This window comes from Salipaludibacillus daqingensis, assembly GCF_029891575.1.
GTDB classification, from domain to species: domain Bacteria; phylum Bacillota; class Bacilli; order Bacillales; family Salisediminibacteriaceae; genus Salipaludibacillus; species Salipaludibacillus daqingensis.
On the sequence record NZ_JARZHF010000009.1, the window covers coordinates 198,560 to 218,645 of the forward strand.

The window sequence follows — 20,086 nt, forward strand, 5'->3', positions numbered from 1 at the left end:
ATTTGTTTTTGGGATTAATACCGGAATTCGTATCAGTGAAATTCTTCCTTTAAAATTTCATGATATTTTTAGATGAACACCATCAACTTTACTCACATATTACCATTAATCATAACGACATATTCTTGAATAACCAAATTAAACAAGCGTTTAATGAACATACTCTATCAACCATCTACACAATGAACGACTATGTATTCAAATCTAATAAATCAATAGAACCGATCACGCGTCAACAAGCCTATCGGATTATTCATGACACGGCTAGAAAAGTCGGTTTGTCCGAAAATATTGGCACTCATACATTCGCAAAACATTCGGTTATCATGCGTATACGAAAGGCATTTCTGTTTCACTTATACAACAACGACTCCACCACTCTAGTCCATCAGAAACATTGAAGTATATAGGCATCGATCGTCATCACCTACTAAAATTAGATGTAAATTTATAACGTTCAAGGGGGAAATTCATGTTTTTAGACTCGATTGAAACAAATGCATTGGTGTTTCTCGGTGCATTCATTCTTATTGCAGGTGTATTAGCTGCGAAATTCTCTACTCGATTAGGTGTCCCATCCCTTGTAATGTTTATTCTTGTAGGAATGATCATCGGCAGTGACGGGTTTGGCTTTGTACATTTCAACAACCCACAGCTAGCCCAAACCATTGGTATTTTCGCACTTATCATTATTCTATTTGAAGGGGGACTGCAAACAAAGTGGTCAACCGTTCGTTCGGTAGCTTTACCTTCATTATCCCTAGCAACTTTAGGTGTTTTCCTTACATCAGCCATTGTTGGCGGAGCAGCATATTATATTTTTGATGTCACGGTTACAGAAGCCCTTTTATTTGGAGCGATCGTCGGGTCCACTGACGCAGCAGCCGTTTTCGCAACATTAAAGGAACGGAATATTAAAGCAAGAATGGGAGCGATTTTAGAAGCCGAATCGGGAGCGAACGATCCGATGGCTGTCTTTTTGACCCTCTCATTCATAGAACTTATCCTATTACCAGAAACAAACCTTTGGTCCCTTATCCCTGCATTTTTCTGGCAAATGGCTGTAGGATTGCTGATTGGATTACTTTTCGGAAAATTGGCGTCGGAATCTATCAATCGTATCCATTTAGATTCCAGTGGTCTTTATCCACTTTTTTCTGTGGCGTTTGCATTATTAACCTTTAGTGTCGCTACCTTTTTGGAAGCAAGCGGATTTCTTGCAGTTTATGTAGCCGCCCTTGTTGTAGGTAATTCCGAGCTTACGTTTCGATATTCAATTTTTCAATTTAATGAAGGATTTGCTTGGATGTCACAAATTCTCATGTTTATTATCTTAGGTTTGCTTGTTTTCCCTTCACAAGTATTCACATTAGACGTTATGTTAAAAGGATTATTACTATCCTTCATTTTAATTCTCGTTGCCCGTCCTGCTGCCGTTTTTCTCTCAACGCTCGGTATGAAATACACTGTAAAGGAGAAAGCCTTTCTATCTTGGGCAGGATTACGAGGAGCCGTTCCTATCGTCCTCGCTACGTTTCCGATTGTCGCAGGATTAGATAATGCTCAACTATTCTTTAACGTCGTTTTCTTTATTGTTTTAACATCAACGCTGATTCAAGGGTCAACCATTTCTTTTATCGCAAAAAAATTGAACTTAACGGGTCCAATTAAAGATACGCCTCATCACTCAATGGAGCTTATTTCCATGGGAAAAGCAAACGCAGAAATGGTTCAATTTAAAACAAATGAACAATCTGCTATTGTCGGAAAGAAATTGCATGAAATTTCCTTCCCTCAAAAAGCGAATATTAGCGCCATCGTTAGAAATGAAAACCTCATCACTCCTTACGGAGAAACAGAGATTAAAGAAGGTGACTTCCTATATATTCTTGTTGCCACTAGATTCAAGGAAGATTTGAAAAAAGTGCTAGAAGCTAAAAAACAAAACGAAAAATCCTAATAAAACCTCCGTTCACATAATTAATGTAAACGGAGGTTCTCTTTTTATTAATCTAATTTGCGGAAGTATGAGCTAAATATAACGAGTAAACAGCTGAAAAGAAGCCCCGCACTTCCCCATATCGTCAAGATCGTCTGGATCGGCAAAGCTGCTGCAACGAGAAATGAAATGAGCCCAAAGGCAATTGGTTCAAATCCACTTGCCGCAAGTGTGATAATACTCATCACTCGCCCTAGTTTATCTTTATCTGTTCTTTCCTGGACAATGGTTACCGTTGGTAAATAAACAAACATCGCCATAAATCCTGAAAGTCCCGCTAACAAAACGAGAAACAGAAGTGATTCTACTTGGCTGAACACAATAAAAAAAACAAAACTGAGTAAAAGCGACCCAAAGATGAGTCTTCCTCTTCGTTTTTTCATATTCCATACAACAATGATGACACTTGCTAGAAATGTCCCCATCGACAATCCAGCTTCTAGTAAACTTAGCTCAAACGGTGCTCCCCCTAATGCTTCTACAAGAATCGGAAAACTAATTATTAAAGGACCAATCATAAATAAGTTTATGATGACGATCGAGAGAGTCCCCGTGCGATGAACAGGAGATTGTTTTACGTAATTAAGCCCTTCTTTTAAATCGTCATATGCCGATGGACTTCCTTCCCGTTTTGCTGGCTTTGGATCACGGATAAACGGCGGGTATACAAGGATCGTCGATATAAATATCAACACCGCAGCAGCCGAAAACGTTAGTGTGAAGTCTCCAATCGTTAATAAAAATCCTGCCACAAGAGGTCCGATGATAAACATCATTTCTGTTGACCCTTGAAATAGAGAGTTTGCCCGCTGCAACTGTTCATCTCTTACGATAATTGGAATCATGGACGAAACAGCTGGAAAGAAGAAAGCATCTAGAAACCCAAACACGAGAGCAATAATAATGAGTGATGTCACTTGAAGCCAATCATTCAAAAATAAGATGATCATTGCGACCATCACTAACCCTTGCAAAAAGTTTGTCACAAACATAATGAACGATTTGCGTATTTTGTCTGCCAATATCCCTCCATAGATCATCATGATCACCCGCGGAATGGACACGGACATTAGAACTGCTCCCAAAACAGCAGGACGATTCAATACGTCAACGATATACCAAGAAACGGACAAAAAGAACATAGAGAAACCAAGCATGATCGTTAAGCCTGACATCCACACAAGCATGAACGATCTATTTTTATATAATGACTTTGATGGAATAATTTCTTCGCTCATACTTCCCTCTCCTCTTCAGACAAAAAAGGCCAGACTGCCCAAATATGAAGGAGTCTGACTTTCATAGATGATATTTATTTTAGCACAGATGAAAGCTTACCTTCATACTGGAGAACTTTGTTGAATCTCCTCTTTATCAATTAAGCGGGCAGTTATCCAACTTATCATTCGTCCTTAATGTTTAATCCTAAAATCTTCGATAGCCCTATCGCTTGTTCTGATGTCACCGTGCAGCCAGTCAGCTTATCCAAAGAAACAATTAGACTATCAAACGAAGAACTGCTCAAATCAATTCCATCCAAACTTGTTTCTGCAAAGTTACATCCATCCATACGACAAGACTTAAATGCGACGTTTTTGAACGTTGATTCGTAAAAGTCTGTTTCAATGAGCGATGTTTCTTTAAAAGCTACTTGCTTACTGTCTGAAAATCCAAACGTACTATAGTTAGCGACACAGTTATGGAAGCTTACATTTCGCAACGTAGCCCCCGAAAGATTTCCGCCAGTCAATTTTGACTGGTTCACTTCCACACGATGAATGATCGCATCACTGAAATCAACATTCGATAAGTTACATTTTTCAAAAATCACGTCAGTAAATTCTACATTACGGAATTGTACATTTTCAAATGATACGTGTCGAAAAACCATTTGATCAAAGCGAATTTTATCCGCTGAGTGAGGTCGAAAGTGAAGATCATTCACTTCCCCCGATGAATACTCCTCTTCATCATTGATTATTTCTTGTAGATCCATACTTAGTAAGCCATCATTTATGCGAGGCTTTTCTATTTTTGATTTTGATTTTGATTTTTTCGTCATTATCATAACTCCCTACTTTAAATAAATAAGTCAGTCTAAACTGTGAAAATACAGCGCCGATTTTCATTATGAATGTACAGTTGATTCCAGCACAGACCTTTATTCCAAAAGGTACTATTAAGCATAATACTTTACTTTTCGCTAATCCTAATAAAATATGTCTACTATGTTAGGAGGATTTAATTATCTATGTTATCATCCACTTTACGATCAAAGATTCGTTCAAGTTTCTGGACCATCCCTTCTATATACGCCTTGATTGCCGTCGTATTGTCATTCGTGAGTGTAGCAATAGATCCATATATTTTAAGCCATCAAAAGATTTATAATATGATCCCTTCTATTCTATTTATAGATATAGAATTAGCTCGCACCATTTTAAGTTCTATTTCGGCTTCATTACTGACGATGACAACGATTACTTTTTCTACGATTCTTGTTGTGTTAACAACGTTTCTATCTGAGTTTTCACCAAGGACGTTGCAAAATTTCATTACAAACCCAAGTACACAAAGGGTTTTAGGGATTTTTGTAGGTGGATTTATCTATTCCATCCTTTTGTTATTATTATTAAAACCAACAGAACAATTATCTTTATTCTTTGTTCCATCTTTAGCTGTTTTTTTAGCGATCATTTGTTTAATGGTTTTCGTTTTCTTTATCCATCATACGTCAAACTGGATTCAAGTAAGCAACCTAATTCACAATATTAGTATAAGTGCGACGCAAAAAATTGATGAACAACTTAGTAATGAAGACGAAGTGCATGAGGATGCACCATGGGAAGATTGGGAATCAGAAGAAATTAAAAACAAACCTGTCCATAAAATCTTTTCTCATAAAACCGGTTATATTAGAAAAATAAACATTCAAGGTCTTATTAAACAAGCAGCTAAAGATGACGTTATCATAAGGGTTGAAAGACAAATGGGTGAATATGTTAATTTTGAAACTACGCTTTTATCTATCTGGAAACTAAACCACCAACACTCTAAGATTCATTACGAAAAATACATATCTATTGGCAAAAAAAAGGCTCCCATCGATGATATTGAGTTTGACTTAACGAAACTAGTTGAAATCGCTCTTCGTTCCTTATCTCCTGGAATAAACGATCCGTATACAGCAATTAATTGTATTGACAATTTAGGACGAATCTTAGATAAATTAGGAAAAAAATACTTACCGAAAGCCTATCATCATGACAAAAATCGTAATTTAAGAGTGCTTTGGGATAGACCCGATTTTCGTTATTACCTATATAAATGTTTTTATCAAATTACTTACCACGGTTTTAAAGACATTTCTGTTTTATTAGCCATCACCAAATCGTTAACAATCATTGCTCATAATAATTCAACAAGAAGAAAAGAAGTCATTTGGGAATTAACTGAGTACATCATTGAAGGAATTAACCGTGAAACCCTTCTTTCTCTCGATAGAAAATATCTTAATGAACAATTAGTTTCTCTTGCAACAGCTACTGGCCATAACAAACGTTTCAAACCGTTCAGTTAATTGTCATACCACGCTTTCTTCGGTCTAGACGCTGGATACCCATATTTTGTTCGATACAATTTCCGCTCCTCTGTAAAGTCATACCAATATTTATCACTTTCAGGATTTATAGCATAGTGGACGATACATCGAATTTGGTCTTCCGCGCAAGGGTCTATCCAGAACCCGAGCTCCCTTTCTAATGCATTCAACAATTCTGCACCGTTTTTGTTTTTTAATTCTTCTAATGAATATATCCCAAGTTTGTCGACCATATTCGTAGCCATCTTAGCACCGATGGAAGGAATTCTCTGAAAAGTAGCGAGTGCATGGAGCATCCTTGCTCGTTAATAAGGAACTGATAACATTTCTGCTAGTTCCATTACTTCTAGTTGATGTATATCACGCATCTTCTTTTTTGCCTTTCGTAAAGATGCTTTCTCATTACTCGTTAAAGGCAGCGTCGGACTTTTTGCTAGCCCCATCTTTATCTCCTCCGTTCTTTTATTTCAACCTTTCATCAAATTTTCATAAACCTTTGCTAGGCTATCAAGTGAAAGGATGATTACTATGAATGACGTTTGGATGGTTGGACCTGCGATGATTCCGGTTAATACCGTCATAATCTTTTTATCTTTTATCGTCGGATTTATGTATTTACGGTTTATTTCTTCTTATAAAAATAAGACAGATGCTTCTCTAAGAGATATCACTTCAAATGCGATGATCCTCTCAGCCGTTGTTTTCTATTTAGGTTCTATACCATTGAATATCTCCACGTTTATACGGGACCCAATACCAATGATCAGTTATCCAAGCGGCCATCGAGAGTTAATTCTTGGTTTGACAATTGGTTTCATTTATTTGGTCGTTCAACACATTAAGAAGGGAATTAAATTACAAGACTCATTATTAGCTAGTTTTATCGTTATCATCGTTACTGATTTTTTCTATGCCTTTTCTGTCAATCAGTCGGGAATATCTATCACGTCAGATTTTCCTCTATCCGCCCATCCTATTTCCCTTTATACGATGGGACTGAGTCTATTCGCCCTTTTTATACTTAGAAAATCAAGTGGCATGATGGACGAACCGAGCTTCATCTTTTCTGCATGGTTTTTAGGTAAGTGGATCATAAGTCTATTCCAACCGTCTAGCGCTTTCTTATCGATCTACTTACCTGAACATATTTATCTATTTATGACAGTCAGTTTAGCGCTCGTCTTTATTATACATCTTACTATTCAAAAGAAGCAGGTGATCTCATGGAAGAGATAAGTCAAATTACAATATGGGCAGCATTAGCAGCGGGGTTTATATCTTTTATATCCCCTTGCACACTCCCTTTATTCCCTGCCTATTTATCATACATTACAGGGATGAGCGTGAAAGATTTAGAATCGAATAAAGATCAAAAAGTAAGGCGCCCACTGATGATTCATACGTTTTTCTTTTTATTGGGAGTCTCATCTATTTTCCTTGCTCTCGGCGTCGGAGCTACCTATATGGGAGGATTTTTGCAGGATTTATTGATCGGATCTTCAGGTGACCTTGTTCAACGATTAGCCGGAATTTTTATCGTATTTATGGGGTTATTCGTCGCCGGTGTGATCCAATTGAATGGGTTAATGAAAACAAAACGCTTCACGTTAACCAAGAAACCAGCTGGATATGCAGGGACAACTTTTGTCGGAATGGGATTTGCTGCAGGTTGGACACCATGTATTGGGCCAATCTTTGCATCCATTTTAGTGTTGGCCGCGAGTAATCCGTCTCAAGGTTTGTTTTATACGTTGTTATATATTATTGGTTTCTCCTTGCCGTTTTTCATCTTAACGTTTTTTATCGGTTCCACGAAGTGGATCGTTAAATACAGTGAAAGGATTATGAAAATCGGTGGGGCTGTGATGATTTTGATGGGGATCTTATTGTTTACCGGTCAACTTAATGACATTTCTATTTATATCCTTCGATTAATTGAAGGGACTTGGTTTGAAAACCTTGGATAATTTATGATGAAAGGGTGATTGTAATGAAAAAGTGGATTGTTATCGTAGTTTTTGTTGGTATGATTGGGTGGACTCTCTATGATACATTAGATTGGAGTACGACCCAAGATACAGCTACAACAGATGAGGATGGAAATCAGTTAGAAGATGAGAATTCAGAACTTCCGCCTATCCCCGAAGATGAAATTGGTTTAGGCGAGGGAGACTACGCACCTGATTTCACATTGGAAAATCTAGAAGGGGAAGAAGTTTCTCTTTCTGATTTTCGGGGCGAAAAAAAAGTAATGGTTAACTTCTGGGCTACTTGGTGCCCACCATGTCGTGCAGAAATGCCCGATATGCAGGAAATGTATGAAGAACATGATGATATTGAAATATTAGCAATTAATTTAACAGAAACAGAGCCAAGTGTTGGTCAAGTAGACGATTTTGCTGACGATTTCGGTCTCACTTTCCCTATCTTGCTTGATCATGATGTAGAAATTGCTGATGTTTATGATATCCAACCTGTACCAACTTCCTATATGATTGACTCGCAAGGACGAGTACAGAGTATTGCTTTAGGTGCGCTCAATAAAGAAATGATGGTACAACGATTCGAAAATATGGATTAAAATAAAAAGAACATATTTTCAAAAGGATGATAATAATGAAACAACTTGTTCTCGTAGTAGAAGACGATAAAATGATCAGAGATTTAATTAAGATATACCTTGAAAAAAATAACTATGACGTGATTATCGCTACTGACGGGGAAGAAGCGAAGCGACAGTTTATGATGCATTCTCCATGTCTTGTCATCCTCGATTTAATGTTACCGAAAATAAGTGGAGAAGAGATATGCCAATGGATTCGACAACATGAAAAACATGAAGTATCGATTATTATGCTTACTGCAAAAATAAGTAGTACCCAAAAGATTGAAGGGTTGAAGATAGGTGCGGATGATTATGTTACGAAACCGTTTAGCCCTAATGAACTGATGGCCCGAGTGGAAGCGGTAATGAGAAGAGGCGGACAATATTGTCAAAAGATTAACCATGATGGTTTATTGATTAAACCACGCCAAGGTGAGGTACTTTTGCACGATAAAAAAATTCCTTTAACAAAATATGAGTTTGATCTGCTCTTTTATTTCATGGAGAATCCAAATGTCGTTTTTTCACGGGAACAATTAGTGGAAAAAATTCACCCATTTAATGAATCGAACATTCTTGATCGTACGATTGATGCTCACATCAAAAAAATACGGGAGAAAATTGAGGATGTTCCTTCTAAACCGAAACGGATCATCACCGTCAGAGGAATGGGGTATCAGTTTGTTCCATAATTTGCGCAAATCGATGCTTTTTCAATTAACCGCAGTCCATTTAGGAATCGTCTCTTTACTGATTATTATAAGTAGTTACTTAATCTATTCCACCGCTTGCTTTCTCGTTGATCAAATGCCTGCTGTCCAGGCAGAAAATCAGTCGCTATTTGAAGAACAACTTGCTGTTTTCTTATGGTGGATTACGCCTATTTTTATTGCGGCAGCAGCAATATTCCATTATTTTTTCACGAAAAAAATGATCAAACCTCTTCACCAATTAGTTCATTCTGCTAATGAATTAAAAGCCGGACACTATCCACCTAAAATGACAACGAATTCTTTTCGTGAAATTGATCAATTGACGCTACATGTGAATGAACTCAATGATCGGCTCAAGCAAAATGAAGAGGCGAGAAACAAGATGTTAACCGACATGGCCCATGAATTACGAACACCTTTATCAAATATTAATGGCTATCTAGAAGCAATGAGAGACGGGATGATTCAAGGAGATCATCAATTGTTTCACTCCTTGCACAACGAGTCCGAGAGACTTATTGACATGATTAATCAATTACAAGAAATGGCGACGTGGAATGAACAATCTTCTCCTTTGCTTGCAAAGAATTCGATAGATATTAAATCTGTCCTAGATGAAGTGACAACAATGTTTCATTTAAAGATGGAAAACGAAGGAATTCCATTTCAAAGTGATATCTTACCGATGAATGTTTACTTCAATAAAGAAGGCATACAGCAAGCAGTTACAAACCTTCTAGATAATGCCATTAGGTATTATGATGGATCGTCTCCAGTTAAATTAGTCGGTTATAAAGAGAATGATGATTACGTTATTCTCGTCACAAGTCCTGGTCCTCCTATTCCAGAAGAGGAAAGACGATGGTTATTCGAGCGCTTCTACCGTGTAGATTCATCTAGAAGTCGACAAACAGGTGGGACAGGGTTAGGTTTAGCCATTGTAAAAGATATCGTGGTCACTCATCATCAAGGGAAAGTGGACTTGATTTCAACAAATAATATTCATACGTTTAAATTAAACATCCCCCTCAACGATAGTAGAGGATAATATAAACGTTTTTTTGAAAACAAGGGACAGTCTAGTCTGCTAGTAGTGGCTGCTTTTATCAAAGGTATCAGTGCAACATCAGGTTAAGGTAGCATAATTTCGTTATAGCGCCTTTCGCTAACCTTGTCTCCTCTCGTCGGGCAGCTTAGCATCCGTATAGTGCCCTTCGTTACTCGAATCACCTACCGAAAGGAAGCTTACCTTTCTTTGCCTTTGTTATAATACAAGTACTTTTCTAGAACAGAACAACAACATCTCGAATGCACACGAAAAACGAGCCAGGATAAAATACCACCTATCCTGACTCGTTTTAAGCTTTTCAGCTAGCCATCTTTTTTATGAATTACCGACTTCTTACAAGCATTTTTACAGCTTCTTCAATCGTTTCTTCTCGTTCTTCATCTGTTCCTTCTTGCTTTCGAAGACAGACCTCCAAATTTTTTGCTACAACATAGCCTGTTGCACGATCAACAGCAGATCGAATAGCGGACATTTGAGTAATAATAGACTGACAGTCTTTCTCTTCTTCCATCATTTTAAGAACACCGCGAACTTGCCCTTCTATCCTTTTCATTCTGTTCCTCATGCTTGGAGAGTATTCCATGCTTCACACCTCCTTGTTCATCTTATTCCATACCTTCGTGAATACGCCACACCAGTTACTTCGCACCAGTTTTCACTGGGCCATCCCATTGATTCATTCCACCTCTGACATTTGTTACGCGATCAAATCCAGCTTTTTTCAACTTATTAGCAGCCATGACGCTACGACTACCACTGCGACACATAAGCACCATTTCTTTCTCTTGAGACAATTTCTCTATTTGAGAAGACAGTTGGCTCATTGGGACATTTTTCATTCCTTTTACATGTCCTGATGTGAATTCATTTGGTTCCCTTACATCTAAGTAATGGGCGTTCTTATCTTGTATCATTTTGTCTTTCAATTCAGTTGTGCTTATTTGTTCAACACCTGATACTGGCCTCATTTTTTTCACTAAAATAACTACGGCAATGATTGCAAACGCTAATAAAACCCAACTCATATCTATTCACCTCTAAAGTATTATCATTTCTGACACCCTTTATACCCAACGAGGTATAAAGGAATACTTTTATATTATACCCCTTTAGGTATAATGTCAATAGAAGTTGTCTAGATATTTTTTTCTTTTATTAACAACGTTTCAGATAATAATACAACCGTTTCGTCAATTTCCGCTTTCGTTGTGTTTCTACCTAAGCTGAATCGGACCGCACCTTTTCCTTCCGATTCCTTTACATTCATTGCTTTTAAAACGGGAGATAGTTTCACTTCTCCTGAATGGCAAGCGGAACCTGTTGACGCTGCAATTTGTGGGAGTTTATCTAATATATCTTGGCCAATATGGTGTAAGAAGTTTACATTCAGTGTATTAGGTAACCGGTCTTCAAGGTGTCCATTTAACGTTACATCGTCCTTAAAAACATCCTGTAGCTGTGTCCACAAATCGTCTCGTAACGTCTTCATTTCAGAAACCCCTTGTAAACCTTGCGCTAATTCACATGCTTTTCCTAAACCAACTAGTAAGAGGACGTTTTCTGTACCTGCACGCCTTCCATTCTCATGTCCTGCTCCATGAATCAATGGTTCGATATCGATGCCTTCTCTTATAAACAATGCCCCTACACCTTTAGGCGCATAAGCTTTATGACCTGCAATTGTTAAAAAATCGACGTGAAGTTCATTCACATTTAAAGGAACTTTCCCTGTCGATTGAGAAGCATCTGTATGAAAATAAACACCGTGTTTCTGTGCTATAAGGCCAATCTCTGGAATTGGTTGGATCGTACCTACTTCATTATTTGAATGCATCACAGAGATGAGAATCGTATTATCTTTTATCGCTTTTTCAACGTCTGTTACGTCCACTTTCCCTTGAGAGTCCACGTCTAAATAGGTCACTTCTGCTCCAAGTCCTTCTAAGTATTTACATGGCGATAATATTGCAGGGTGTTCTACTTTTGTCGTAATAATATGATTTCCTTTGTGTCGAAACCGTTGGAATACTCCTTTTATGACATGATTGTTAGACTCACTTCCCCCGCTAGTAAAAATGATTTCTCCTGTAGTGGCATGAAGAAGAGAAGCTACTTGTTCTCTCGCTTTTTCTACTGCTTTCTTTTCAATTCTTCCTGCAAAGTGAAGGGCAGAAGGGTTCCCATAATGTTCTTGTAAGTAAGGTAACATGGCCTCTTGCACTTCTTTGGCAATTGGGGTACTGGCGTTATAATCCAAATAAATTTGTTGCATGACAATCACCCTTTCTCCCTTATCCGACTCTTATTCTCGATACTTTCATGATATACGAAATGATCCCTAGACTAAAGAATGATGCCATTATTTATTTGAAAAAAATCCCTTCAAATTTTTCGAGGCAAAAGGAATCGATTCATTAAAGTTAACTTATTGTAAATATTATATAAAATCGATTGTTATAATCGCTAGCATCTGCTACTGTCACATTTATAAGATAAAAAAGTAGGTGCGCAGTTATGGTTGATCATACAAAATCTAGAATTGCAATATGGTTGGAAATATTTTTGATTTCAACAAGACTTGGCTTGACGTCATTTGGTGGGCCGATTGCTCATCTCGGATATTTTCATGAGGAATATGTTCGTAGGAGGAAGTGGCTAGATGAACAAAGCTATGCCGATCTAGTTGCGTTATGTCAATTCCTCCCTGGTCCAGCAAGCAGTCAAGTTGGGATTGGCATTGGGGTGATGCGAGGCGGAATTATCGGTGGCATTATTTCTTTTATAGGTTTTACTTTTCCATCAATCATTGCTTTAATTGTGTTTGCAATGCTTCTCACGAACGTCGATGTCGGTGATACTGGTTGGATTAATGGGCTAAAAATCGTTGCTGTAGCAGTGGTTGCCCACGCTATTGCAGGAATGGCCAAGAAATTAACTCCCGATGTTCAACGTAAAACTATTGCATTGATTGCAGTTATATTTACGTTAATATGGCAAACGCCATTTACACAAGTCGGCGTTATTCTTGTCGCTGCACTTATCGGCTTTTTCCTGTTCAAAAAGACAACTAAAGAAGAAGAAGAAGTAACGATACAAGCTTTTCCATTATCAAAACAAATGGCCGTTGTTTCGCTATCGTTATTTTTCGGATTACTCATTCTTTTGCCTCTCCTTCGCGAAATAACGACAGTGAATTGGATTGCTATGTTTGACAGTTTCTACCGTTCTGGTTCTCTTGTTTTTGGTGGTGGTCACGTCGTTCTTCCGTTATTGGAGAGGGAGTTTGTCCCAACAGGATGGATTAGCGAAGAGGAATTCCTTGCTGGATATGGTGCAGCACAGGCAGTTCCTGGTCCTTTGTTTACGTTCGGTACGTACATAGGGACAGTTATCAATGGATGGCAAGGTGGATTATTAGCTACAGTCGCCATTTTCCTCCCAGCATTTCTTCTTGTGTTAGGGACACTTCCTTTTTGGAATGTTTTAAGAAGCAACACGACTACTAGAGCAGCACTTATGGGAGTAAATGCTGCTGTTGTTGGTATACTCATTGCTGCGCTCTATCATCCAATCTGGACGAGTTCCATTCAAACAACCTTTGATTTTGTTTTGGCAGCAACGTTATTTACGATGTTAGCTTTTTGGAAATTACCTCCTTGGATGGTCGTTTTAACTGGAGCTGTTGCTGGCTTTATTCTGAGCTATTTATAAAAAGAATTTAGCCATGCTGTTTTATCAATAGACTAATTATTGTCAGTCGTTTCTCCGTATATTATATTGTGAAGATCAACATAATAAGCTTTGCGGCTTCGCTATTTACTAAAGTGTAGCTGCAGCTTATATGGGGGTGCATCAGCATGTTTGCCACGCCACTCTTTAGCTTTTTGTTGTTAGTCGCGATCGTTTGGATTGCCATCAGGTTTACGAGTGCGGTTGATCGAAGTCCCACACCCGCAACCGTTCGACTTGACAACAATAACGAGCACCCAGTTGATCATTTCAAGGAGGAATTTGCCATGGACAGAGAAGAAGAATTGATTGAAGATGTTGTTGACGCTGAAATAGCTCAAGAATTAACTCCTTTAAAAAGCCAGTTACAGGAGATTCAAGCGACAATGAAAGAACTTCAATCCGCTCAACAACAAAGTGGAGGGAACAATAATGGGCAAGCGCAGCAACACGTGAACACACTTGCTCAACAGCTTCAACAATTTAGTAATCAAGCCCAACAAGAGGAACAACAGACTATTCAGCAATTACAACAATCCATTCAACAAGCTTCTCAACAGTTGCAGAGTGTTGAGCAATCTTTACAATCCTTTAGTGTGTTGAATCAAATTACTGATCAAATGAACCAATCTCAAGATCAGCTTAATCAACAAGTTGCTCAGTCTCAAGGACAGCAACAATCTCAAGGGCAATCAAATCAGAATCAACAGTCTCAACAACAGCAATAACATTCACGTCCACATGGTGAAAAGCATCAGAAGGAGACCGTTTATTATAGCGGTTTCCTTTTTTTCAGGAATTTGTCATTCATAAAAGTGGCGAACGACCTCCATACTAATTAAAAATGAAGGGGGTATTATAATGAGCAAAGAAGATGATCAAAACTATACAGATTTCTCAACTGTCGAAACGGAACGAAATTTTTTAACACATGAAGAATTTCCAGACGGTACGTATGGGTCTCCAAGACGAACAAGGGAACCGGTTGAAAATAAAAGCTCCCCTTGGGAAGCTGGCCAAAAATATTATAGTAATTTCACTTATGAAAACCGTAATTTACATCAAGATATACCTAGACAACACCCAGGTGCACATCCCACACATGACGATAAAAGTAAAACGACGGAAGATCCTTATAAAAATGCACCGAATAGACCTTCCTAACACTTTTTTAACATCATTATAAATTTTTTTATCCAGATGGACCGATCAGCCTCCACCCCTTATTTAATCGTTTTGGATTCCACCTCATCAATCGTCTCGCCATCTACAAGATCATGCAATTTGCTTTTCGGTTCATATATTTTTTGGGAAGGCCACAGGCCATGGTGACCAGAACAGATATAGCTAATAAAACATGCGACAAAAAAGAACTCCACCCCTTTCCCATCAAACATTTCAATTCCAAGCAAAAAAGCCGCAATTGGAGTATTTGCTCCTCCACAAAAAGTAGCAACCAAACCTAAAGCTGCAAGAAAAGACATTGGTAAATCCATTAATGAAGATGATAATGAATTTCCTAACGTCGCTCCCATGAAAAATAATGGAATTGCCTCTCCACCAACAAACCCTGAGCCTAACGTCACTGCAGTAAATATAAGTTTTGCAAAAAAGGCAAAGGGAGGGACACTTTCTTGAAAGGATTGTTCTAACATGTCTAAACTCCGTCCATTATACTCTTCAGTACCGATAATTAACGTAAATAGAACAATGACTGTCCCGCCAATAAATGCTCTTAACATATGATTTTTGTTAAAGTATTTCTCAGATAAATTCTGAATACCGTGTCTTAATTGACAATATAGAACACTTAATAGGCTAAAAATAACCGAAGCAATCATGACTTTCGCAAACGACATCACTGTTATATCTGGAACAGATTTAATAATAAATGTTTCATGTTCAATATTCCATACCGCTATCGCTATATAATGACCTATAAAACTAGCAGTAATACAAGCAACAAATGCTTCGTATTTCAACTTGCCGACCGAAACCATCTCCATTCCAAAAACTGCTCCCGTAATAGGGGTTCCGAAAGCTGCCCCAAAACCTGCACTTATTCCACTCATTAGAAAGATTCTCTTGTCCATGATGTTCATCTTCAAGTATTTATTCACTGCTTCTGCGATACTTCCTCCCATTTGTATGGCGGCACCTTCTCTTCCTGTCGAACCACCGAACAAAACAGTAATAAACGTACCTAAATATACAATGGGTCCCATTCTTATTAGAACATTCGCCTTGTGATGAATCGCATCGATAATGAGATTATTACCTTTCGCTGCATCATTTCCAATTGTGTCTTTACCCAATTTCATATACATATACCCTACGACCACTCCACCTATCGGAAGAAAATAAATGATCCATGAATGGTTATCCCGGATACCATCACCTAGAAAGTCATTCATATTTAACAGAAAAGATGTGAACGAACCAACAGCAGCTCCAATAACCGTTGCTAAAATAATCCACCTTAGTAATACGGACAGAAAATTTTTATACTTTTTGTTCATATTAAATTCCCTCATCTCAACTTTTCTGGCGGGGGATCGTCATGTTGATTATTTTTCACTTCTGTAAACAAGTTATTCGATCCTGATTCCGTATCTGTTCGTAGTGATGTTGAACGAGGGAAATTCTCATGAATGAGTTCTTTTAGTAACTGAATATCTTCTTTCGTTGCCTTTTGTTTTTCAGGTTTTAACATATAACCTAATTTGCCATTGGATTCAATTGTTGCCCATTGAATATCACTGATGTTTTCTATACTCTCCTGTCTCAATCTCAACTCCAACATATCGACGGTTAACCGTAACTTTTTTAAATTTTTTTCTAGTAATTTCCCGTTTTCAACGACTATAATGGATTGTCCATAAAAAAAGCGCTCCAAACTGTCAAACTTTAATACGATGTATTCAATGGCTACGAGAGATAATACAAGTAATAACGTAATCAACATCGTAATCCATATATTCCTATCTCCAACCGGTTGAATGATTAATGAACCTACCGCAATCATCATGACTGTTTGGGCAACAGTTAATTGAGAAATTGACTTCCTTCCTGCGAGCCTTAAGATGAGAACGCCACCAAAAACAATGACAACGGCTTTCCAAATGAAGTTTAAATCCAAGGTTATCACTCCTTTTTTATAGGTCTCTCCTATTGTTGATTTTTTCCATATAATTATTCATCTTTACTACATCAAGAGATTAATCTCTCGATAAAATCAACCTTGCAGATGAAAATAGTGAGATAATGCAAAAGAATTTGATAAATGAGGGCATTCACATACTAAGGAATGGAAGGTGTAAAAATGAAAGAAGTTGACGATCCAATCATAAAGAAAAACGACAATATATTAGTGAGAATAACAAGCACATTTATATGTGCATCTGACTTTCACCTCGTACATGGCATGATGCCTAATTTTCCAAAAGATTATATTATTGGTCATGAACAATGGGAAATGTCGAGGAGATTGGTCCTGATTAACGAGGGTTTAAAAAGGAGATAGCAGTTGAAATCGTTGAAACTGAATTAAAATTACTAGGAGGTTCGATGGGTGCTTTGCAAATGGCTAGTCATCAGTGTTGTCTGTAATGGTGGGGTCGTTAGCATTACTGGAGTTTATGGGACGAGGTATAACATGTTTCCTCTCGGAGACTTTTTCTCTAGAAATATTACGATAAAATCGGGCAAGCTCCTGTTATACATTTCATTTCGGACTTTTATCCCAAAAATTAAAATGAAGAATTCGCCCTAAAAGATATGATTACACACAAACTTCCTTTAACAGAAGCACCTTACGGATTTGAAGTATTTGATAAGAAACACTACGACTGTATAAAAGTCATTTAAAATCTTAATTACTTACTAAATGAATAAAGAGGCTGGTTACCAGATATGCCAATAGCATAGCCTCTGGTTTTCCACCTCTTCTTCATCGTATTCTATTGATCGCATTGTTTCAGGAGCCAGTTCCAGCTTCTTTTATTAACATGCTTTTTATCACTTCTGCATGGACTGGTCGACTAAAATAAAACCCTTGAACGAGATCACAACCTTCATGTTGAAGCCATGTTAATTGATATCCATCTTCTACTCCTTCAACGAGGACACGCATACCTAGATTGTGCCCAAGGTGAATCATCGAACGAACAATCGCTTCTCTTGATGAATTCCCAAGCATATCTTTCAAAAATGAACGATCTATTTTTAACGTTTCTACGGGGAGTTCTCTCAATTGACTGAAAGAAGAATAACCTGTTCCAAAGTCATCAATGGACAGTTTCACTCCACTTTCTTGAAGTTTCGAAAAGCTATCTGTAGCTAATTCCTCATATACTAACGAAGAAGATTCTGTCATCTCTAATTCAAGAAACCTCGGATCCATTCCAGACTCCACTATATGTGCATGGATTTGTTCAACAAAGTTCTCTTTAGTGAACTGAAGTGGAGAAATATTAACAGCCATTGTAATCGGGGTGAGTCCTTGACGATGCCACCGAAACCATTGATTGCATGCCTCTTCCACAACCCAATTCCCTATTTTATGAATGAACCCCATTTCTTCTATAATAGGAACGAATTCTGCAGGCGACAAATTACCTAACTTTGGATGCTCCCACCTTAACAAAGCTTCCACACCTTCAATCTCTAAGGAATGAAGAGATATCTTCGGTTGATAAAGGAGGTAAAATTGTTTTTCTTCCACCGCTTGAAGAAGGTTTTCCTCAATCAAAACCCTTCGCTGAATATTCCTTTCCATTTCAGTATTAAATTCCATGATTTCATTTTTACCTTGTTTTTTCGATTCATACATAGCCAAATCAGCAATACGAATCAGCTCACTTGGCGTTGATGCAAGTCCTGGATATTGCGCAATTCCTAAACTGATTTTCATTCTAATGTTTATGCCTTCTATAAGAAACGGCTCACGCATTTGCTTAATCATTTCTTTTGCAACATCAACAGCTTGTTTGGACCGCTCACCTACTAATAAACCAACAAATTCATCACCGCCGTGACGAACGAGGAGACCTTCTCCAACAAACAATTTTTTCATTCTTCTCGATATTTCTTTAAGACACAAATCTCCTGCTTCATGCCCCAGAGTGTCATTCATAATTTTCAGACGGTCCACATCAAAAAACAAACAAGCTATCGGTTGCTTCTCCGCCATTCTTTTTTCTAATGTACTGTCTAAATAATACCGATTTGGCAGTTTTGTCAAAGGGTCATGATAAGCCATAAATTCAACCATTTGCTGTGAATGCTTTTGTTCTGTAATATCTCGAAAAAACCACAGTGATAACCACAATTGTTCTCCTTGAAGTGGATGTTTAGTGATTTCAATTATCATGTGACGACCGTCGATTTCCATCTCTCGAGTATGCCTTACATGGGGTGTCATATCTTCTGTCAATAATGTTTCGATAGAGGAAGGAATGATAGTAGAGTCTACTTCCTTCATCGTTATCATTTCGCGGAAAGCTTTATTTCTGCGAATGATTTTCCCGTTTTTAGACGTCATTATCATTCCATCTTCCGCTGAATCAAACATAACTCCCTGCATAATGGCATGTCTTCGCATCGTTCGATCAATTAAGATAAATAAAAACGTCATCGTAAACATAATCATTGTTCCAGTTAAAACAATCCATTTCATCGATGAAATATCCCATTGTGCTAATAGATTAAGGTTGTCCGATTCTGACAATGGATAAAAAGTTGTTGCTTCCATACCAATGTAATGCATGCCTGTAATAGCTAAAGCCATAACGAATGAAAAAAGCCCTTTCTTCTTCCAATACACTTTTCTTTCCGATATCTTATCAGAAAACCCAATCCATAAAGCTAGAGCAGAAGCCAACACAGCTAAAACAACTGAAATTAGCACGTAAAAATAGTTGTAAGACGTATTGATCGGTTCCATTGCTTCCATACCAATGTAGTGCATACTAGCTATACCACCACCCATGAACAAACTTCCAATGAAAATTCTCCATTCGAGATGACGTTGATAGTACATGATAGAGAACCCTGAAATACATCCTATGACAGAAGCTACTAATGAGAGGAAAACGATCGTTGGATCGAAAAAGACCGTTTCTTCGAATGAATGAGCCATCATGCCAATAAAGTGCATCGACCAAATGCCAGATCCTAAAACGGCTCCACCAGAAATGAGCCAAATTCCTTTTGTCACTCCCTGAGCTACTTTCACCCTACCTGCTAGTTCAATTGCTAATAATGCAGCGCATACTGCGATGATATATGATAATAATACAAGGGACAGATTATAATGCCCCAGTAAATGGTCGTAACCTGTCACCTTGCCACCTCCACAATTATGCAATAT

General features: G+C 37.8%; 21 protein-coding genes. 11 read left to right on the forward strand and 10 right to left on the reverse strand.

Annotated elements, in window-relative coordinates:
* Positions 1-472 precede the first annotated feature (472 nt).
* Positions 473-1,960: a potassium/proton antiporter gene (locus QDN89_RS17565; RefSeq protein WP_280771468.1), complete on the forward strand. Its 1,488-nt coding sequence runs from the start codon at positions 473-475 to the stop codon at positions 1,958-1,960.
* 47 nt (positions 1,961-2,007) lie between these two features.
* On the opposite strand, the gene QDN89_RS17570 is transcribed toward QDN89_RS17565, so the two are convergent.
* Together QDN89_RS17570 and QDN89_RS17575 are read right to left on the reverse strand one after the other, a co-directional pair.
* Positions 2,008-3,237, reverse strand: a complete 1,230-nt coding sequence (locus QDN89_RS17570; protein WP_280771469.1) for an MFS transporter — start codon at positions 3,235-3,237, stop codon at positions 2,008-2,010.
* Positions 3,238-3,401: 164 nt separating this feature from the next.
* Positions 3,402-4,061 (reverse strand): pentapeptide repeat-containing protein, encoded by a 660-nt coding sequence (locus QDN89_RS17575; RefSeq protein WP_280771470.1) that lies wholly within the window; start codon positions 4,059-4,061, stop codon positions 3,402-3,404.
* A 189-nt stretch (positions 4,062-4,250) separates the two neighbouring features.
* On the opposite strand from QDN89_RS17575, the gene QDN89_RS17580 reads away from it, so the two are divergent.
* On the forward strand, positions 4,251-5,579 hold the full coding sequence (locus QDN89_RS17580) for a DUF2254 domain-containing protein (RefSeq protein ID WP_280771471.1): 1,329 nt from the start codon (positions 4,251-4,253) through the stop codon (positions 5,577-5,579).
* Here the strand turns inward: QDN89_RS17580 and QDN89_RS17585 are convergent.
* Both QDN89_RS17585 and QDN89_RS21965 read right to left on the reverse strand, forming a co-directional pair.
* Positions 5,576-5,896, reverse strand: coding sequence for a helix-hairpin-helix domain-containing protein (locus tag QDN89_RS17585; protein WP_342394388.1), 321 nt, complete (start codon positions 5,894-5,896; stop codon positions 5,576-5,578). The two genes, QDN89_RS17580 and QDN89_RS17585, sit on opposite strands and share 4 nt — an antisense overlap.
* A 9-nt stretch (positions 5,897-5,905) precedes the next feature.
* Entirely contained in the window at positions 5,906-6,043 is a 138-nt protein-coding gene (locus QDN89_RS21965) for a hypothetical protein (RefSeq protein WP_342394389.1), read from the reverse strand.
* A gap of 85 nt (positions 6,044-6,128) precedes the next feature.
* Between QDN89_RS21965 and QDN89_RS17590 the strand changes: the two genes are divergently transcribed.
* From QDN89_RS17590 to QDN89_RS17610, 5 genes are read left to right on the forward strand one after another with little or no spacing between them, the layout of a single operon-like run.
* Positions 6,129-6,836 carry a hypothetical protein gene (locus QDN89_RS17590; protein ID WP_280771472.1) on the forward strand — a complete coding sequence of 236 codons (708 nt, stop codon included), beginning with the start codon at positions 6,129-6,131 and terminating at the stop codon, positions 6,834-6,836.
* Positions 6,824-7,567, forward strand: a complete 744-nt coding sequence (locus tag QDN89_RS17595; RefSeq protein ID WP_280771473.1) for a cytochrome c biogenesis CcdA family protein — start codon at positions 6,824-6,826, stop codon at positions 7,565-7,567. Before QDN89_RS17590 ends, QDN89_RS17595 begins: the two co-directional genes overlap by 13 nt.
* Positions 7,568-7,590: 23 nt before the next feature.
* Positions 7,591-8,181, forward strand: a complete 591-nt coding sequence (locus QDN89_RS17600; protein ID WP_280771474.1) for a redoxin domain-containing protein — start codon at positions 7,591-7,593, stop codon at positions 8,179-8,181.
* A gap of 35 nt (positions 8,182-8,216) precedes the next feature.
* A complete protein-coding gene (locus tag QDN89_RS17605; protein ID WP_280771475.1) occupies positions 8,217-8,897 on the forward strand; it encodes a response regulator transcription factor in 681 nt (226 codons plus the stop codon).
* A complete protein-coding gene (locus QDN89_RS17610; protein ID WP_280771476.1) occupies positions 8,887-9,966 on the forward strand; it encodes a sensor histidine kinase in 1,080 nt (359 codons plus the stop codon). Before QDN89_RS17605 ends, QDN89_RS17610 begins: the two co-directional genes overlap by 11 nt.
* Before the next feature lie 343 nt (positions 9,967-10,309).
* On the opposite strand, the gene QDN89_RS17615 is transcribed toward QDN89_RS17610, so the two are convergent.
* The 3 genes from QDN89_RS17615 to QDN89_RS17625 form a co-directional block, all read right to left on the reverse strand.
* Complete coding sequence (locus tag QDN89_RS17615) at positions 10,310-10,570, reverse strand: metal-sensitive transcriptional regulator (RefSeq protein WP_280771477.1); 261 nt, start codon at positions 10,568-10,570, stop codon at positions 10,310-10,312.
* A gap of 55 nt (positions 10,571-10,625) precedes the next feature.
* Positions 10,626-11,012, reverse strand: coding sequence for a rhodanese-like domain-containing protein (locus QDN89_RS17620; protein ID WP_280771478.1), 387 nt, complete (start codon positions 11,010-11,012; stop codon positions 10,626-10,628).
* A gap of 110 nt (positions 11,013-11,122) precedes the next feature.
* A complete protein-coding gene (locus QDN89_RS17625) occupies positions 11,123-12,259 on the reverse strand; it encodes a cysteine desulfurase family protein (protein WP_280771479.1) in 1,137 nt (378 codons plus the stop codon).
* Positions 12,260-12,501: 242 nt separating this feature from the next.
* On the opposite strand from QDN89_RS17625, the gene chrA reads away from it, so the two are divergent.
* The 3 genes from chrA to QDN89_RS17640 all read left to right on the forward strand — a co-directional run bounded on the left by chrA (position 12,502) and on the right by QDN89_RS17640 (position 14,880).
* Positions 12,502-13,698, forward strand: a complete 1,197-nt coding sequence (gene chrA / locus QDN89_RS17630) for a chromate efflux transporter (RefSeq protein WP_280771480.1) — start codon at positions 12,502-12,504, stop codon at positions 13,696-13,698.
* A gap of 146 nt (positions 13,699-13,844) precedes the next feature.
* Positions 13,845-14,444, forward strand: coding sequence for a hypothetical protein (locus tag QDN89_RS17635; RefSeq protein ID WP_280771481.1), 600 nt, complete (start codon positions 13,845-13,847; stop codon positions 14,442-14,444).
* Between the two features lie 133 nt (positions 14,445-14,577).
* Complete coding sequence (locus QDN89_RS17640; RefSeq protein ID WP_280771482.1) at positions 14,578-14,880, forward strand: hypothetical protein; 303 nt, start codon at positions 14,578-14,580, stop codon at positions 14,878-14,880.
* A gap of 59 nt (positions 14,881-14,939) precedes the next feature.
* On the opposite strand, the gene QDN89_RS17645 is transcribed toward QDN89_RS17640, so the two are convergent.
* Both QDN89_RS17645 and QDN89_RS17650 read right to left on the reverse strand, forming a co-directional pair.
* Complete coding sequence (locus QDN89_RS17645; protein WP_280771483.1) at positions 14,940-16,235, reverse strand: voltage-gated chloride channel family protein; 1,296 nt, start codon at positions 16,233-16,235, stop codon at positions 14,940-14,942.
* 11 nt (positions 16,236-16,246) lie between these two features.
* A complete protein-coding gene (locus QDN89_RS17650) occupies positions 16,247-16,855 on the reverse strand; it encodes a DUF421 domain-containing protein (RefSeq protein ID WP_280771484.1) in 609 nt (202 codons plus the stop codon).
* Between the two features lie 183 nt (positions 16,856-17,038).
* Between QDN89_RS17650 and QDN89_RS22010 the strand changes: the two genes are divergently transcribed.
* On the forward strand, positions 17,039-17,239 hold the full coding sequence (locus QDN89_RS22010) for a hypothetical protein (protein ID WP_425335420.1): 201 nt from the start codon (positions 17,039-17,041) through the stop codon (positions 17,237-17,239).
* Positions 17,240-17,692: 453 nt separating this feature from the next.
* Here the strand turns inward: QDN89_RS22010 and QDN89_RS17660 are convergent, their stop codons facing one another.
* Positions 17,693-20,059 carry a bifunctional diguanylate cyclase/phosphodiesterase gene (locus tag QDN89_RS17660; protein WP_280771485.1) on the reverse strand — a complete coding sequence of 789 codons (2,367 nt, stop codon included), beginning with the start codon at positions 20,057-20,059 and terminating at the stop codon, positions 17,693-17,695.
* Positions 20,060-20,086 lie beyond the last annotated feature (27 nt).

Coding starts and splice junctions, on each gene's coding strand:
- QDN89_RS17615 (WP_280771477.1), bottom strand. CDS start 10,570: ATGGAATACTCTCCAAGCATGAGGAACAGAATGAAAAGGATAGAAGGG.
- QDN89_RS17585 (WP_342394388.1), bottom strand. CDS start 5,896: ATGCTCCATGCACTCGCTACTTTTCAGAGAATTCCTTCCATCGGTGCT.
- QDN89_RS17580 (WP_280771471.1), top strand. CDS start 4,251: ATGTTATCATCCACTTTACGATCAAAGATTCGTTCAAGTTTCTGGACC.
- QDN89_RS17600 (WP_280771474.1), top strand. CDS start 7,591: ATGAAAAAGTGGATTGTTATCGTAGTTTTTGTTGGTATGATTGGGTGG.
- QDN89_RS17570 (WP_280771469.1), bottom strand. CDS start 3,237: ATGAGCGAAGAAATTATTCCATCAAAGTCATTATATAAAAATAGATCG.
- QDN89_RS17565 (WP_280771468.1), top strand. CDS start 473: ATGTTTTTAGACTCGATTGAAACAAATGCATTGGTGTTTCTCGGTGCA.
- QDN89_RS17575 (WP_280771470.1), bottom strand. CDS start 4,061: ATGACGAAAAAATCAAAATCAAAATCAAAAATAGAAAAGCCTCGCATA.
- QDN89_RS17590 (WP_280771472.1), top strand. CDS start 6,129: ATGAATGACGTTTGGATGGTTGGACCTGCGATGATTCCGGTTAATACC.
- QDN89_RS17595 (WP_280771473.1), top strand. CDS start 6,824: ATGGAAGAGATAAGTCAAATTACAATATGGGCAGCATTAGCAGCGGGG.
- QDN89_RS17640 (WP_280771482.1), top strand. CDS start 14,578: ATGAGCAAAGAAGATGATCAAAACTATACAGATTTCTCAACTGTCGAA.
- QDN89_RS17625 (WP_280771479.1), bottom strand. CDS start 12,259: ATGCAACAAATTTATTTGGATTATAACGCCAGTACCCCAATTGCCAAA.
- QDN89_RS22010 (WP_425335420.1), top strand. CDS start 17,039: ATGAAAGAAGTTGACGATCCAATCATAAAGAAAAACGACAATATATTA.
- QDN89_RS17620 (WP_280771478.1), bottom strand. CDS start 11,012: ATGAGTTGGGTTTTATTAGCGTTTGCAATCATTGCCGTAGTTATTTTA.
- chrA (WP_280771480.1), top strand. CDS start 12,502: ATGGTTGATCATACAAAATCTAGAATTGCAATATGGTTGGAAATATTT.
- QDN89_RS17635 (WP_280771481.1), top strand. CDS start 13,845: ATGTTTGCCACGCCACTCTTTAGCTTTTTGTTGTTAGTCGCGATCGTT.
- QDN89_RS21965 (WP_342394389.1), bottom strand. CDS start 6,043: ATGGGGCTAGCAAAAAGTCCGACGCTGCCTTTAACGAGTAATGAGAAA.
- QDN89_RS17645 (WP_280771483.1), bottom strand. CDS start 16,235: ATGAACAAAAAGTATAAAAATTTTCTGTCCGTATTACTAAGGTGGATT.
- QDN89_RS17605 (WP_280771475.1), top strand. CDS start 8,217: ATGAAACAACTTGTTCTCGTAGTAGAAGACGATAAAATGATCAGAGAT.